General features: G+C 63.9%; 17 protein-coding genes. 13 read left to right on the forward strand and 4 right to left on the reverse strand.

The genetic code is table 11. The features are described from left to right. Positions 1–11 precede the first annotated feature (11 nt). From PSEST_RS09300 to PSEST_RS09320, 5 genes are all read left to right on the forward strand, one after another. Positions 12–1163, forward strand: coding sequence for an MFS transporter (locus PSEST_RS09300; RefSeq protein ID WP_015276748.1), 1152 nt, complete (start codon positions 12–14; stop codon positions 1161–1163). Between the two features lie 116 nt (positions 1164–1279). Continuing rightward, complete coding sequence (locus PSEST_RS09305; protein WP_015276749.1) at positions 1280–1825, forward strand: 1,2-dihydroxy-3-keto-5-methylthiopentene dioxygenase; 546 nt, start codon at positions 1280–1282, stop codon at positions 1823–1825. A gap of 284 nt (positions 1826–2109) precedes the next feature. Continuing rightward, positions 2110–2319: a PLDc N-terminal domain-containing protein gene (locus PSEST_RS09310; RefSeq protein WP_015276750.1), complete on the forward strand. Its 210-nt coding sequence runs from the start codon at positions 2110–2112 to the stop codon at positions 2317–2319. A gap of 6 nt (positions 2320–2325) precedes the next feature. Next, complete coding sequence (locus PSEST_RS09315; protein ID WP_041756586.1) at positions 2326–2517, forward strand: PLDc N-terminal domain-containing protein; 192 nt, start codon at positions 2326–2328, stop codon at positions 2515–2517. A 3-nt stretch (positions 2518–2520) separates the two neighbouring features. Beyond that, positions 2521–3078, forward strand: a complete 558-nt coding sequence (locus PSEST_RS09320; protein ID WP_015276752.1) for a histidine phosphatase family protein — start codon at positions 2521–2523, stop codon at positions 3076–3078. On the opposite strand, the gene PSEST_RS09325 is transcribed toward PSEST_RS09320, so the two are convergent. Further along, positions 3075–3959 carry a DNA-3-methyladenine glycosylase family protein gene (locus PSEST_RS09325; RefSeq protein ID WP_015276753.1) on the reverse strand — a complete coding sequence of 295 codons (885 nt, stop codon included), beginning with the start codon at positions 3957–3959 and terminating at the stop codon, positions 3075–3077. The two genes, PSEST_RS09320 and PSEST_RS09325, sit on opposite strands and share 4 nt — an antisense overlap. Before the next feature lie 187 nt (positions 3960–4146). Here PSEST_RS09325 and speE point away from each other — a divergent pair, with 187 nt between their 5' ends. Together speE and PSEST_RS09335 are read left to right on the forward strand one after the other, a co-directional pair. After that, entirely contained in the window at positions 4147–5007 is an 861-nt protein-coding gene (gene speE / locus PSEST_RS09330; RefSeq protein WP_015276754.1) for a polyamine aminopropyltransferase, read from the forward strand. A 327-nt stretch (positions 5008–5334) separates the two neighbouring features. Then, positions 5335–5676 carry a ribonuclease E inhibitor RraB gene (locus PSEST_RS09335; RefSeq protein WP_015276755.1) on the forward strand — a complete coding sequence of 114 codons (342 nt, stop codon included), beginning with the start codon at positions 5335–5337 and terminating at the stop codon, positions 5674–5676. 6 nt (positions 5677–5682) lie between these two features. Here the strand turns inward: PSEST_RS09335 and PSEST_RS09340 are convergent, their stop codons facing one another. After that, positions 5683–6639, reverse strand: a complete 957-nt coding sequence (locus tag PSEST_RS09340; RefSeq protein WP_015276756.1) for a LysR family transcriptional regulator — start codon at positions 6637–6639, stop codon at positions 5683–5685. Between the two features lie 108 nt (positions 6640–6747). Between PSEST_RS09340 and PSEST_RS09345 the strand changes: the two genes are divergently transcribed. After that, on the forward strand, positions 6748–7500 hold the full coding sequence (locus PSEST_RS09345; protein WP_015276757.1) for a sulfite exporter TauE/SafE family protein: 753 nt from the start codon (positions 6748–6750) through the stop codon (positions 7498–7500). A gap of 4 nt (positions 7501–7504) precedes the next feature. Here the strand turns inward: PSEST_RS09345 and chrA are convergent, their stop codons facing one another. Further along, a complete protein-coding gene (gene chrA / locus PSEST_RS09350; RefSeq protein WP_015276758.1) occupies positions 7505–8725 on the reverse strand; it encodes a chromate efflux transporter in 1221 nt (406 codons plus the stop codon). Positions 8726–8764: 39 nt separating this feature from the next. Next, positions 8765–9745 carry a DUF1853 family protein gene (locus PSEST_RS09355; protein ID WP_015276759.1) on the reverse strand — a complete coding sequence of 327 codons (981 nt, stop codon included), beginning with the start codon at positions 9743–9745 and terminating at the stop codon, positions 8765–8767. A gap of 215 nt (positions 9746–9960) precedes the next feature. On the opposite strand from PSEST_RS09355, the gene PSEST_RS09360 reads away from it, so the two are divergent. The 5 genes from PSEST_RS09360 (at position 9961) to PSEST_RS09380 (ending at position 13856) form a co-directional block, all read left to right on the forward strand. Next, positions 9961–10848: an NAD(+) kinase gene (locus PSEST_RS09360; protein ID WP_003280695.1), complete on the forward strand. Its 888-nt coding sequence runs from the start codon at positions 9961–9963 to the stop codon at positions 10846–10848. Continuing rightward, positions 10848–11819 (forward strand): metallophosphoesterase, encoded by a 972-nt coding sequence (locus PSEST_RS09365; protein WP_015276760.1) that lies wholly within the window; start codon positions 10848–10850, stop codon positions 11817–11819. The genes PSEST_RS09360 and PSEST_RS09365 overlap by 1 nt, the downstream gene beginning before the upstream one ends. Further along, positions 11816–12676, forward strand: coding sequence for a rhomboid family intramembrane serine protease (locus PSEST_RS09370; protein ID WP_015276761.1), 861 nt, complete (start codon positions 11816–11818; stop codon positions 12674–12676). Before PSEST_RS09365 ends, PSEST_RS09370 begins: the two co-directional genes overlap by 4 nt. Before the next feature lie 68 nt (positions 12677–12744). Then, the gene (locus tag PSEST_RS09375) at positions 12745–13023 is read left to right on the forward strand and encodes a YeaC family protein (protein ID WP_003280698.1); all 279 of its coding nucleotides are present in this window, start codon (positions 12745–12747) and stop codon (positions 13021–13023) included. After that, positions 13023–13856 carry a DUF2797 domain-containing protein gene (locus tag PSEST_RS09380; RefSeq protein WP_015276762.1) on the forward strand — a complete coding sequence of 278 codons (834 nt, stop codon included), beginning with the start codon at positions 13023–13025 and terminating at the stop codon, positions 13854–13856. The genes PSEST_RS09375 and PSEST_RS09380 overlap by 1 nt, the downstream gene beginning before the upstream one ends. The last annotated feature ends 112 nt before the right edge of the window (positions 13857–13968 follow it).

A 13968-nucleotide genomic window follows, 5' to 3' on the forward strand; every position in this document is an offset into this window, starting at 1 on the left:
GCCCGCTGCGTATGAATGCTCCGCTGCCGTACTGGCGCCTGTCCGGCTTCTATTTTTTCTACTTCGCCTTGCTCGGCTCCACGGCGCCGTTTCTCGGCCTGTACTTCGATCATCTGGGCTTTTCGCCGGAGCGGATCGGTGAGCTGATCGCCATTCCCATGCTGATGCGTTGTCTGGCGCCGAATTTATGGGGCTGGTTGGGCGATGCCACCGGGCGTCGGCTGGAGATCGTTCGCCTCGGTGCGCTGTGCACCTTGTTGTCCTTCGGGCTGATCTTTTTCGACAAGAGCTTTGCCTGGCTGGCGATGGTGATGGCGTTGCATGCCTTTTTCTGGCACGCGGTGCTGCCGCAGTTCGAAGTCATCACCCTGGCCCATCTGCATGAACAGGCGGAGCGCTACAGCCAGGTCCGGTTGTGGGGCAGCATCGGTTTCATCCTCGCGGTGGTCGGGCTCGGGCTGCTGTTCCAGCGGCTGAGTCTTGATCTCTACCCGACAGCGGTGGCCGTGGTCATGGTCGGTATCGTGCTGAGCAGCTTCTGGGTGCCCAATGCCCACCCGCGCCAGCGCGCCGACGTGGCCGGGCAGGGCGGTTTTCTCGCTCAGCTGCGGCGTCCTGGTGTGCTGGCTTTCTACGCCTGCGTGGCGCTGATGCAGCTGGCACACGGCCCGTATTACACCTTCTTCAGCATTCACCTCGAAGCGCTCGGCTACAGCCGCAGTTTCATCGGGCTGATGTGGGCGCTGGGCGTGGTCGCGGAAATCCTGCTGTTTCTGGGCATGGCGCGCCTGCTCGAGCGTTTCTCCCTGCGCCAGGTGCTGCTGGCCAGTTTCCTGATTGCCGCGCTGCGCTGGGTCCTACTGGGACAGTTCGCCGATCATCTTGCGGTGCTGCTGATTGCACAGCTGATGCACGCCGCTACGTTTGGCAGCTTCCATGCCGCGGCCATTCACTTCGTTCAGCGCAGTTTCGGCCACCGCCAGCAGGGCCAGGGCCAGGCGCTGTACGCCAGTCTGTCCGGTATCGGTGGGGCCTTGGGCGCACTTTACGCCGGCTATGCCTGGTCCGGTCTTGGGCCGAGCTGGTCCTTCGCCATCGCCAGCCTGGCGGCATTGGCCGCAGCCGTTATCATTGCCTTCCGCTTGCAGGAGAACCGAGCCTGACGATCACGCGCCGCCAATTTCTTTCGGGCGCGAACTGAGAATGCGCGCCCTGCAGCCCAGCTAAATTTCTGCCTGGCCGGTAGCGACCGACCAGACGACTTTTCGGAGAGCCGAACATGAGTGTCCTCAGCGTCTACCACGAGACCCGCCCCGATCAGCCGCTCAAGGTGCTGACCCACCTCGAAGACATCGCCCCGACGCTGGCCAAGGTCGGTGTGCAGGTGGAGCGCTGGGAAGCCAACGCGCCAATTGCCGCCGGGGCCAGCCAGGAAGAGGTGATTGCCGCCTACCGGCCGCAGATCGACAAGCTCATGACCGAGCGCGGCTACGTCACGGTCGATGTGATCAGCGTGACCCGCGACCATCCACAGAAGGACGAGCTGCGCGCGAAGTTCCTCGACGAGCATCGGCACGCTGAAGACGAGGTGCGCTTCTTCGTCGCCGGGCGCGCGCTGTTCAGTCTGCACATCGAGGACATGGTCTACGCCGTACTGTGCGAAAAGAATGACCTGATCTCAGTGCCCGCCGGCACACGCCACTGGTTCGACATGGGCGAGGAGCCGCACTTCGTCGCCATCCGCCTGTTTAAAAACCCCGAAGGCTGGGTCGCCGAGTACACCGGCGAAAGCATTGCCGATCAGTTCCCGCGATTGGACGACTGAGACGCCGGTCAACGCGTCCTCGCCGATATCGCAGGCACCGCAAGCGCGCTTAGCTTCATCATCGACGCGCATCGCAGGCGTACATCCGCCTTCGCACCGGCGCTGCGCAGCGAAGCAGCGCGTCGCGAAGGCGGCGAGGCCGATGTCGGTATCAAGCGCGTCATCCAGATACTGCTCGGCTGGATTCGTCAGCGCCGGCTATCGAGCCGCTCTGGACTGGGAACTGAACCCTGCCGCCGCGCTGGCATCCTAGATTAGGTACTCACCCAAACAGGAGCGAACCCATGGGAGATGCCTTCGGCGGTATTTTCGGCCTGCTCATCCTGATACTGGATATCTGGGCAATCATCAGCATCGTTCGCAGCGACAGCACCAGCGGCAAGAAGGTGCTTTGGGTTCTGTTGATCGTCCTCCTGCCGGTGCTCGGCCTGATCATCTGGGGAATCATGGGGCCGCGTGGCAATCGTCCCGATGCGCGCGGGCCATACCGGTAATCCGTGGTGGAAAGCCTGAGCGGTCCGTTCGCCATTCTGGTGCTGGTGCTGGATATCCTGGCGCTCGTGCAGGTCTGGCGCAGCTCCATCGAGGTCGGCCGCAAGGTGATCTGGTCACTGGTAATCGTCCTGCTGCCGGTGGTCGGCCTGATCATGTGGGCGGTCGCTGCCGGGCCGTTCGGCAAGGCACGACTGTAGACCGTGGGTCGCGCTGGCCTGTTGATCTGCCTGCTGTTCAGCCTTGAAGTGGCGCAGGCAGATGACCGCGGCGGGTGGCAGGCACTGCGTGAGGGACGTGCTGTTCTAATCATGCGCCATGCAGCGGCGCCCGGCCTCGGTGACCCTGACGGCTTTCGCCTCGACGACTGCACCACCCAGCGCAACCTCGACGAGCGTGGCCGTGCCGAGGCTCGACAATGGGGTGTGCGGCTGCGCGACGCCGGCATCACCAACGCTCGTATCTTGAGCAGCCGCTGGTGCCGGGCGCGGGACACGGCGGAGGGCATGGCCCTTGGTGAAGTTGAAGCGCTCCCGGCGCTGGACTCCTTCTTTGCATTGCCCGCAACCGAGCGACGGCACACTGCCGCGCTACGTCAGGCGGTCGGGGCGCTGGAGCCGGGCTCGGTCGCGGTACTGGTGACCCATCAGGTCAACATCACTGCGCTAACCGGCATCTTCCCGCAATCGGGTGAGGGGCTGATTGTGGCGCTGCCGCTCGCAGAGCCGCCGGTGATATTGGCGCGCATCGCTCCGTCTTAGCCACCCTTGCTTCCTTTGGCGTAGTTATCCCAGATGTGGATGGCGGCGTAGGCCCGCCAGGGCCGCCAGCTTTCGGCGCGTGCCGTCAGCGCCTTTGCGGTGATACCGCCGTCTCCCCACAACGGGGCCTTGAGCAGCCCCAGATCGGCCGCTGGAAAGGCATCCGCAACGCCGAATCCGCGCAAGGCAATGTACTCGGCCGTCCACGGGCCGATCCCCGGCAGTTCGCAGAGTTTGCGGACCAGTGCGTCGGCACCATCCTCCACATGCAGCTGCAGTGCTCCGTCAGCCACCGCCGCCGCCAGGCGTCGTAGAGCCTGTGCGCGTCTGGCTGGCATGCCGATGTTCTCCAATGGATCATCGGCGATCGCCCCGGCGGTAGGGAAAAGCAGTTCCAGCCCGGAGGGTGCGCCCTGCAGTGGCTCGCCCAGCCGCTCCACGAGACGACGGGTGATGGTCACCGCCGCTTTGACCGTGACCTGCTGGCCGACCACCGCCCGCACGGCCTGTTCGAACGGGTCGTAGGCGGCGGGCAGACGCAGGCCGGGTTGTACCGCAATCAGCGGCCCCAATGTCGGATCGCTGGTGAAATGCGCCGCGATGGCTTGTGGGTCGGCGTCCAGGTCGAACATCTTGCGTACTTGGCTGACCAGCGGTTTGGCGGCGTGCTGCAGGGAATCGCTGAGGGTCATTTCGAGGGCCGGGCGATCGGTCAGCGCTCGCACGCTGAGCCAGCCGCGGGCGTCGCCGAGGCGCAACGTGCGGGCGTAGCCGTCGGCGTCCAGGCGCTCCACGCCCGGCAGCAGACGCAGGGCGAAATGCCGATGGAACTGTTGCCAGTCCCAGGGTTGCAGGTAGGGCAAATGCAAGGTTTCGGTCATAACCAGACACTAGCGTCCGTCATTCACTTTGTCGCCCCGAAGTGTGCTTTCCAGTCCCACGCCTCCCGCTGTCATGTTGGCCAACGTAGAATGCCTCTCTTTTCGGTGGGCGATTCGGATCGTCCGTCACCTCAGCCAGCTTCAGACACCGGAGCGCTGTGCCGGTGTCTGCCAACGGAGATACCCCATGAGTGACTTTCAGGAAACTCTCTTCGAGGGATACGGCCAGCGGTTCCAGATCGACAAGCTGCTGCACGAAGTGCGTACCGAGCATCAGCATCTGGTGATCTTCGAGAACGCGCGCATGGGCCGGGTCATGGCCCTCGATGGCGTGATCCAGACCACCGAAGCCGACGAGTTCATCTATCACGAGATGCTTGCCCACGTGCCGATCCTGGCCCATGGATTGGCGCGCCGCGTGCTGATCATCGGTGGCGGTGACGGTGGTGTGCTGCGCGAAGTGGCGCGCCACCGCGATATCGAAAGCATCACCATGGTCGAGATCGATGGCGCCGTGGTGGAAACATGCAGGGAATTCCTGCCGAACCATTCCGCTGGAACCTTCGATGATCCGCGGCTGAAACTGGTGATCGCTGACGGCATGCACTTCGTGACGAACACCGAGGAGAAGTTCGACGTCATCATTTCTGATTCCACCGATCCCATCGGTCCTGCCGAGGTGCTGTTCTCAGAGCACTTTTATCAGGCCTGCCGGCGTTGCCTGAACGACGGTGGCATCCTGGTCACTCAGAACGGCACGCCCTTCATGCAGCTGGGCGAGGTGCAGACGACTGCCAAGCGCCTGCATGGCCTGTTTGCCGATTGGCACTTCTACCAGGCAGCAGTGCCTACTTATCTGGGTGGCGCAATGGCTTTCGCCTGGGGCGCTTGCAACGCCGAGAGTCGCAAGCTGCCGCTGGAAACCTTGCTGCAGCGTTTCGTCGGCAGCGGCATCGTTACACGCTATTACAACCCGCACGTGCACATCGCTGCGTTCGCACTGCCTCAGTACGTTCTGCACGCGATCGCCAAGCCCAGCAACGACTGAGCTCAGCTGCGGATAGGTCGGCAATCGCAGCTCGGCGGCCCGCCCCGGCAACGGGGCGGGCCGCTTTGCGTCCGCCGGCATGTTGAACTGCCGGTACGTCACGGGGTTCTACTGACATGAGGTCGTGATCGCTGAAGCTGGCGTGGCGGTTTGCCACATAGCCCGTGCAGTCAGCTTCGCGGCCTGCTAGCTTGTCAGCGTGGACAGTGTCCACCGCGTCTCTTCGACTAGCTGTTGCGACTTCCGTTTGCCCGATGTCTTGACGACGGAGCCGATCTCCCGCTGAGCTCGTGGCAACTTCATCCAGGTATGAGAGGAGGTTGATTTATGAGCACCACCTTCCACGAGGATGTCAGCAGCACCGTTCTGCGCCGGATGAAGGAGGGCGGTTTCGATTTTGCCCGAGTCCATCCCATCGAGTTCTACGCGGTATTCCCGGAACAGGACCGCGCCCAGATAGCCGCACAGAACTTTCGCGGCGAAACCATCAATACCCAGGTGTTTCCGCGTGAGGACGGAAGTTGGAATCTGCAGATAAGCAAAGTGATGTATGCGACGTTCGATGGCATCGGCGATTTCGAGCAGGACCTCGAACACCTCGTCGAACCTCTCGGGGGAGTGCTCGATGGCTGGGGTGTCACCCAGGAAATCGAAGGTCTGAGCGTCTGATCCTTTTCATCCTCTCTTGAAACCGCTCTGAAGTGCCTGGTCCCAGGGAGGGACCGGGCCGAAGCGGTTCTTCAGAAACTCCAGCAGCAAGCGACTGCGCGAGTCAGCCTCTCGGGTCAGACGCAGCGCGTAGATGCCGCTGGCTTCCGGTTGCGGTAACCCCCCTTCGCAGAACAACGGCAGCAGCTCGCCGCGCAACAGCTGATCGCTGATCAGCCAGGTTGGCAGGTGCGCGATGCCGAGCCCGGCCAGCGTGCCGGTCAGCAGTGCCTCGGCGTTGTTCGCCACCATGCGCATTCGGCCCGGCCGCAGCAGCTGTGGCCGACCGCCACGCTCGAACCGCCAGGCGTGGGGCGGCGCCAGCGCATCCCAGTCCAGCCCGTCATGCTCGGGGAGTTCTTCCGGTTGCAGCGGCACCCCGCGACGTTCCAGATAGGCCGGGCTGGCACAGACGATGCGCACCATCGGCGCCAGCGGCGTGGCGACCAGCCGCGTGTCGGCGAGCGGGCCGATACGCAGAACCAGATCTACCTCACCCAGGTGCTCGCCGTGCAGATCGACGAAGCTGTCGATCAGCCGCAGCTGGATGTCCACCCCGGGATAGGCCTGGAGAAACTCGGCCAGTGCCGGGGCCAGGTGGCGACGCCCGAACGGCGCTGGCGCGTCGATTCGAATGCGACCCTCCGGCGCGCTGTCCAGCGAGGCAGCCTCCGCGCGCGCCAGGTGCAGTTCCTGGACGATCCGCCGTGCACGCTCGGCAAATGCCAGCGCGGCCGGCATTGGGCGAACGGCATGGGTAGTGCGGCTGAACAGCTGGCAGCCAAGGGCTTGTTCCAGCGCATCGATACGTCGAGCGACTGCCGATGGCGTCAGACCATGGCGGCGCGCCGCGGCCGAAAAGCTGCCGGTATCGAGTACGTCGATGAACAGGTTCAGCTGGGCGGAGAGGGCATCGGGCAGCATTCGATTCTCGCTTTTGCGGTTTTCGCAAAGCCATTGTGCTTGGCTATGCGTACCGGTGCCAGCCATGGCGGCGTAGCATAAGCGCCTCATTGACGTTGGAGCGGACGAATGTTGCTGGATATCGGACTGAACGTGCTGCTGGGACTGGCATTAGGCACCCTCGGCGGGTTGTTCGGTATCGGTGGTGGATTGATCGCGATTCCCGTGCTGGGTGTGCTGTTTGGCCTGGACCAGCAACTGGCGCAGGGCACCGCACTGGTGATGGTCGTGCCCAACGTCCTGCTCGCCATCTGGCGCTACCACCAGCGTAATCGCATCGACTGGCGCAATGCCGTTGCGCTGGGCAGCACCAGTTTTCTCTTTGCGATCCTCGGCGCGGCCGTTGCGGTGTCGTTGGATGCCGGACGCATGCGCATGGCGTTCGTCGGCTTCCTGCTGGCATTGGCCGCATACACCTTGCTGCGCGTGTTTCTGCGTCCGACGCCGGGTAACGGTCAGCTGCGCCATTCCTGGCCCTGGCTCAGTCTGCTCGGTGCAGGTGCCGGCGCAGCTGGCGGCCTGTTCGGCGTGGGGGGGGCGGTCATCGCCACGCCGATTCTGACCAGCGTATTCGGCGCCTCGCAGGTGGTCGCCCAGGGGCTCTCGCTAGCATTGGCAGCGCCAAGTACCGGCGTCACGCTGGTCACCTATGCGCTGCACGGCCAGGTCAACTGGCTGCTGGGGATTCCGCTGGCGGCCGGTGGGCTGCTCAGCATCAGCCTTGGCGTCAGGCTTGCGCATGCTTTGCCTGAGCGGTTGTTGCGGTTGCTGTTCAGCCTGTTTCTGGTGGCCAGCGCCGTGCTGCTGGCCCTGGAAAGCTGATCGGTCAAGCCAGCAGCGCGAGCGCCCAGCCGCCGAAGGCCCCGCCAACCACCACCAGCCAAGGCGGCAGCTTCCAGTACATGAGCCCGGCAAGCGCGAGGAGAGCCAGAAGGAAGTGTTCCGGTGCCTTGATCGCGCTGGTCCAGACCGGGTCGTACAGCGCGGCCAGCAGCAGGCCGACCACAGCGGCATTCACCCCAGCCAGAGCAGCCTGAGTGCGTCGATTACTGCGCAGCCTTTCCCAGAACGGCAACACCCCGATCACCAGCAGGAACGAAGGCACGAAGACTGCCGCCAGGCACAGCGCCGCGCCCAGCCAGCCACTGGGGCCGACATTCATCGAGGCACCGAGAAACGCCGCGAAGGTGAACAGCGGCCCTGGTACCGCCTGTGCAGCGCCGTAACCGGCCAGGAATGAATCGTTGTCCACCCAGCCCGCCGGCACCACCTCCGCCTGCAGCAATGGCAGTACTACGTGACCGCCGCCGAACACCAGCGCGCCGGTGCGATAGAACGCATCGACCTGGGCCAGAGCCTGGTTACCCGTGCTGCTGGCGAGCAGCGGGAGCAGGGCAAGCAGCGCGAAAAACAAAGCCAAGGCCATCAATGCCATCCGCGTTGTCACGCTTACGGGCACCGCTACATGCGCTGCGCTGGGGACTGGACGAAAGATCAACAATCCAAGCAGACCGGCGACAAGAATGACGCCAACCTGACTCCAGATGAAGGGAAGCAGCAACACGGCGCTAGCGGCGGCCAGGGTGATGGCTACTCGCGGCCCGTCGGTGCACAGCGTGCGCGCCATGCCCCGCACGGCTTGAGCAACCACTGCCACGGCGACGATTTTCAGGCCTTGGAGAAAGCCATTCGGCAGTGCATCACCCCAGCGCGCGATGCCCAGCGCAAATAGCGTCAAGGCGACCGCTGAGGGCAGGGTAAATCCGGCCCAGGCGGCAAGCGAGCCCCGATAGCCCCCGCGCAGCAGGCCGATCGCCAGGCCGACCTGGCTGCTGGCTGGGCCGGGGAGAAACTGGCACAGGGCGACCAGGTCGGCGTAGCTGCGCTCGTCGAGCCAGCGGCGCTGCTGGACGAACTCGGTGCGAAAATAGCCGAGATGAGCCACCGGCCCACCAAAGGAAGTCAGGCCGAGGCGAAGAAACACCAGAAAGATGGTCCAGGCGCCGAGTCGGCTGTTTGCCGTATCGCGGTGAGATTCGTTAGGCATGCGGGTTCTGAAATGTGCAGGGATGAGTCGGGCGGCATTCTATCCGCTGAACATGTCAGGCTGGTGACGTTCAAGCGTCGCTGCGCCGTTGTGCGGCCAATCGTCCGCAACCAGAAAAAGCCGCTCCTGCTCGTGCCAGACGCCGTCCGTATCCGGTTCCAGCCGTGCCAGCAGTTGCGCCCGGGCCTGCGCCGGATTGCCCGCGAGCCAATCGGCATAGCGGCTTGCTTCCCACACGTCAGCAGGTGCAATGCGCGCCGGTGCCAGCCAGGCCGCACGGGCAATGGGCTGCCAGACCGAATCCGGTGTTCCTGCTGTGAAACCCGGCCAATCGGCCTGGCGCAACCACTGCCCACGCAGATGGAGTGGATTCGCGCCGCGTGGTGGCCTGCAGCCCTGGGGCCACGGCTGGAACAGATAGCCGCCTAGCCAGAAGCTGCTCTGCACGGCACGCCCGGTCAGCTCCGCCAGTACGGCCAATGTTGCCGGCTGGCTGCACAGCGGCAGCTGGTGCTCGCACAGATGGGCCAGCTTGAGATCGAGGCGGTCGTGGCTGCCCGGGCCAAGCCATTGCGCGTGCAGGCTGCCATCGCCTTGTCCGGTTCCGAGATAGAACTTCACCGCCAGCTCGAGGTGGTGCACGCCCTCGTCATCGCAGAACAGCAGGTCCAGCTCACCCAGGGTGGTGCCGTTCTGGCGAACTGGCAGATTGGCTGCAAGCAATTGAATGTCCGGCGCCTGGGACAGTGCGTACTGCCATAGGCGTTCGTAATAGAGGCCGAGCCGTCGGATGCTGTGCAGCGACAGCCAGGCTTCGAGGATGGACTGATCGGCATCCTGCTGCAGCAGCCAACCTGCCAACAACTCCGGCTCGCTGCTCCAGCGGCTTGCGTGCAATGGATGGCGCTGGCGCTGCGGCGCTTCGCTCAACAAGGGTGGCGATAGAATCGTCCAGGCAAGATCGCGCACCTGCGGATGCTGGAGACGGCGGGGGAGGTCGGCAAGACTGCGAAGGCTCATGGGTGCAGCATAGCCGTCGGTTTGCTGATGGTCTGGCGTTTCGCCGATAATCCGCTGCCGCTGAACACCGCCGTCGCTCAGGCGCTCTAACGCCTGTTGGTGGAATGCAGACTGGCGCAGATCGCTGATCGGTCACGTTGCCGGCGCGCTGCATGGTACTTTTCGAGCGTTGCGACTGCCCGCAACCATCCGCCCAGCCACACCAGGGAACGTCAATGGAGCAATTCCGCAATATCGGCATCATCGGCCGCCTGGGTAGCTCCCAGGTGCTGGATACCATCCGCCGGCTGAAGCGATTTCTCGTCGAACGCCATCTGCATGTGATTCTCGAAGAAAACATCGCCGAGGTGTTGCCGGGCCATGGCATGCAGACATCATCCAGGCAGCGCCTCGGCGAATCCTGCGATCTGGTGATCGTGGTTGGCGGTGACGGCAGCCTGCTCGGCGCCGCTCGCGCGATGGCCAAGCACCGGGTGCCGGTATTGGGCATCAACCGCGGCAGCCTCGGCTTTCTCACCGATATCCGTCCGGATGAGCTGGAAGAGAAGGTTGCCGAGGTGCTCAACGGCCAGTACACGCTGGAGAATCGCTTCCTGCTCGAAGCCCAGGCGCGACGCTTCGATGAGCCGATCGGCGAGGGCGATGCGCTCAACGATGTGGTGCTGCACCCCGGCAAATCCACGCGGATGATCGAATTCGAGCTGTACATCGACGGCCAGTTCGTCTGCAGCCAGAAGGCCGACGGCCTGATCGTGGCGACGCCCACCGGCTCTACTGCCTACTCACTGTCGGCGGGTGGCCCGATCATGCATCCGCGTCTGGACGCCATCGTCGTCGTGCCCATGTACCCGCATACCTTGTCGAGCCGCCCGATCGTGGTCGATGGCAACAGCGAGCTGAAGATCGTGGTGTCGCCGAACATGCAGATCTACCCCCAGGTGTCCTGCGATGGACAGAACCATTTCACCTGCGCGCCGGGCGACACCGTGACGGTGCGCAAGAAGCCGCAGAAGCTGCACCTGATTCACCCGCTGGATCACAACTACTACGAAGTGTGCCGGACCAAGCTGGGCTGGGGCAGTCGCCTCGGCGGGGGCGATTGATGCAGCTTGATCCCGAACGCGGCTACGACCTGATCGGTGATGTGCATGGCTGCGGTCGTGCGCTGGCGCGTCTGCTGGATCAGCTGGGCTACCGCCTGCAGGGCGGGGTCTGGCGCCATTCGCGCCGACAGGTGATCTTCCTCGGCGACATCATCGACCGCGGCCCGCATATCCGCGAGGCGCTGCATCTGGTCTACGACATGGTCGATCGTGGGCAAGCCTACTGCATCATGGGTAACCACGAGTTCAATGCGCTGGGCTGGTACATGCCGGCACCGCCGGGCAGCGGCCGCGACTTCGTGCGCGAGCATTCGCCGCGCTTCGCCCGCCTGCTGCAGGAGACGTTCGAGCAGTTCGAGCGGTATCCGGACGAGTGGCGAGCGTTCCGCGAATGGTTCTACGAGTTGCCACTGTTCCTAGAATCCGAGCGCTTTCGCGTGGTGCATGCCTGCTGGGACAGCTGGGTGATCGCACGCCTGCGTCCGTTTCTCAACGACGCCTGCCTCAATCCGGCAATCCTGCGCGAAGCCGGCCTGCCGGGCACCTTCATCTGCCAAGCGCTGGATCGGCTGCTGCGCGGCACCGATATGCCGCTGCCCGAGGGCATGACGCTGACCAGTGAGGAAGGTTTTGTGCGCACCTTCTTCCGCACCAAGTTCTGGGAAGAGAACCCACAGACCTATGGTGACGTGGTGTTCCAGCCCGATGGCCTGCCGGACCATGCGGCGCGCATGCCGCTGTCTGCGCAACAGAAGAATCGCCTGTTCCTCTACGGTCCGGACGAGCCGCTGTTGTTCGTCGGCCACTATTGGCGGCGTGGCCAGCCGGGGCCGCTGCGCGACAATCTGGCCTGCCTGGACTACAGCGCGGTGAAGAACGGCAAACTGGTGGCCTATCGGCTGGATCAGGAAGTCCGGCTAGACCCGGCGAAGTTCGTCTGGGTCGATGTTTGCGCGGTGTTCCGAACATGAGTGTCGAGGTGAGCGAAGCGCTGCGCCTGCCGCTGTCGGAAGACCTCAGCGGCTTCATCGCCCTGCTGCGCCGTCTGCGGGTGCCGTGCCGGGTTTCGGAAGAGGGCGATCAACAGGTACTGCGCGTGCCGGTTGAGGTTGTCGAGCAGGTTCGTGACCTGTACGCGCGGCATCCCCATGGCGATGACAGCGTCGTCATCGAACAGCCGCGTCGCCGCGGCGGTTTCGTCGCCGCCCTGCGCGCCAGCCCGCTGACCGCGGCGGTGTTGGTCATCACCCTGGTTGTCGCGGCTATCACCATGCTTGGTGAGAACTTCGCGACGATCCGCTGGCTGAACTTCGTCGACTTCCGTATCGACGGTGAATACGCCTACTTCGCCTCGCTGGAGCAGACACTCGCTGCCGGACAATGGTGGCGGCTGATCACGCCGATCTTCGTGCACTTCGGCATTCTGCATCTGGCGATGAACAGCATGTGGTTCTGGGAGCTGGGGCGGCGCATCGAGGCCCTTCAGCGTGCCTGGATGCTGCTGGCGCTGACGCTGCTGTTCGGCCTGGTATCCAACTTCGCCCAGTACCTGTTCGGTGGGCCGGGCATCTTCGGTGGTCTTTCCGGCGTGCTGTACGGGTTGCTCGGGCACTGCTGGCTATATCAGAAGCTCGCCCCCAACGAGGCCTACCGGCTGCCGCCCGGCGTGGTGGTGCTGATGCTGGTTTGGCTGGTGATCTGCCTCACTGGCGTCATCGAGGTGCTCAGTTTCGGTGCGCTGGCCATCGCCAACGCGGCGCATGTCGGTGGCCTCGTCGCAGGCTGCGTGACCGGTGTGATAGGCGGCACCCTGGCGCGGCGCCGCTAGCAGGCTGCGCTTTTCCCTAAAGCGCCACAGCCCGGTAGAATGGCCGCTCGTTTCCCTCGGAGCTGGCCATGTCGACCTTTATCCAAACCGCCGAAAACATCACCCCGGAAATCTACCAAAGCCTCAAGCAGGCCCTCGAACTCGGCAAATGGGCTGACGGCCGCAAGCTGACCCCCGAGCAGAAGGAAACCTGCATGCAGGCGGTGATCGCCTGGGAGCTGAAGAACCTCCCTGAAGAGCAGCGCACCGGTTTCATGGGCGGTCAGGAATGTGCTTCCAAGAGCAAGAAGGCCGAGCCGGCCATCGACACCAGCCTGTTCGCTCCCGCTTCGGGAACCCGCCACTGATGCTTGAATTGGGACGCGGTGCGCTGAGCAAGATGTCGATCCAGCTGGGCGCACCGGCGCAGTATTCCTTCCGCCTGGATGACGAACTGGTGCCGGTCAACCCGCTGATCGGCAAGACCCTGCGGCTGGAATACCTCGGCGCCATCAACTGCACCCATTGCGGTCGCAAGACCAACAAGAGCTTCAGCCAGGGGTATTGCTACCCGTGCTTCAAGAAGTTGCCGCAGTGCGATGTCTGCATCATGAGCCCGGAAAAGTGCCATCACGATTTCGGCACCTGCCGCGATCCGCAGTGGGGCATGGACTTCTGCATGACCGACCACGTGGTCTATCTGGCCAACTCGTCGGGCATCAAGGTCGGGATCACCCGCGCCACGCAGCTGCCGACGCGCTGGCTCGATCAGGGTGCCAGCCAGGCGCTGCCAATCATGCGCGTCGCCACGCGCCAGCAGTCGGGCATGGTCGAAGACCTGCTGCGCAGCCAGGTAGCGGATCGCACCAACTGGCGGGCACTGCTTAAAAGTGACGCCGAGCCGATCGACCTGATCGAAATGCGCGAGCAGATCTTCGATGCCTGCGCCGATGGCCTGCGCGACTTGCAGCAGCGCTACGGGCTGCAGGCGATCCAGCCGGTGGCCGATGCCGAGGTGCTGGAGATTCGCTATCCAGTGGAGGCCTATCCAACCAAGGTGGTCAGCCTCGATCTGGAGAAGACACCGGTGGTCGAGGGGACACTCAAGGGCATCAAGGGTCAGTATCTGATTCTCGACACTGGCGTGATCAATATTCGCAAGTTCACCGCTTATCAGGTCGCCGCCAGCACTGCTGCGTAGGGTGGGCTTCGGCGCAGCCTTGTCCATCGCTGGGCAGGACACAGTGAGTGCATACGGTGGATGTCAGAAGCGACATCCACCCTACGGCGCCAAGGGCTGCCGGCTCAAGGAT

This window comes from Stutzerimonas stutzeri RCH2 (assembly GCF_000327065.1).
Taxonomy (GTDB): domain Bacteria; phylum Pseudomonadota; class Gammaproteobacteria; order Pseudomonadales; family Pseudomonadaceae; genus Stutzerimonas; species Stutzerimonas stutzeri_AE.

Coding starts and splice junctions, on each gene's coding strand:
- PSEST_RS09300 (WP_015276748.1), top strand. CDS start 12: ATGAATGCTCCGCTGCCGTACTGGCGCCTGTCCGGCTTCTATTTTTTC.
- PSEST_RS09305 (WP_015276749.1), top strand. CDS start 1,280: ATGAGTGTCCTCAGCGTCTACCACGAGACCCGCCCCGATCAGCCGCTC.
- PSEST_RS09310 (WP_015276750.1), top strand. CDS start 2,110: ATGGGAGATGCCTTCGGCGGTATTTTCGGCCTGCTCATCCTGATACTG.
- PSEST_RS09325 (WP_015276753.1), bottom strand. CDS start 3,959: ATGACCGAAACCTTGCATTTGCCCTACCTGCAACCCTGGGACTGGCAA.
- speE (WP_015276754.1), top strand. CDS start 4,147: ATGAGTGACTTTCAGGAAACTCTCTTCGAGGGATACGGCCAGCGGTTC.
- PSEST_RS09335 (WP_015276755.1), top strand. CDS start 5,335: ATGAGCACCACCTTCCACGAGGATGTCAGCAGCACCGTTCTGCGCCGG.
- PSEST_RS09340 (WP_015276756.1), bottom strand. CDS start 6,639: ATGCTGCCCGATGCCCTCTCCGCCCAGCTGAACCTGTTCATCGACGTA.
- PSEST_RS09345 (WP_015276757.1), top strand. CDS start 6,748: ATGTTGCTGGATATCGGACTGAACGTGCTGCTGGGACTGGCATTAGGC.
- chrA (WP_015276758.1), bottom strand. CDS start 8,725: ATGCCTAACGAATCTCACCGCGATACGGCAAACAGCCGACTCGGCGCC.
- PSEST_RS09355 (WP_015276759.1), bottom strand. CDS start 9,745: ATGAGCCTTCGCAGTCTTGCCGACCTCCCCCGCCGTCTCCAGCATCCG.
- PSEST_RS09360 (WP_003280695.1), top strand. CDS start 9,961: ATGGAGCAATTCCGCAATATCGGCATCATCGGCCGCCTGGGTAGCTCC.
- PSEST_RS09365 (WP_015276760.1), top strand. CDS start 10,848: ATGCAGCTTGATCCCGAACGCGGCTACGACCTGATCGGTGATGTGCAT.
- PSEST_RS09370 (WP_015276761.1), top strand. CDS start 11,816: ATGAGTGTCGAGGTGAGCGAAGCGCTGCGCCTGCCGCTGTCGGAAGAC.
- PSEST_RS09375 (WP_003280698.1), top strand. CDS start 12,745: ATGTCGACCTTTATCCAAACCGCCGAAAACATCACCCCGGAAATCTAC.
- PSEST_RS09380 (WP_015276762.1), top strand. CDS start 13,023: ATGCTTGAATTGGGACGCGGTGCGCTGAGCAAGATGTCGATCCAGCTG.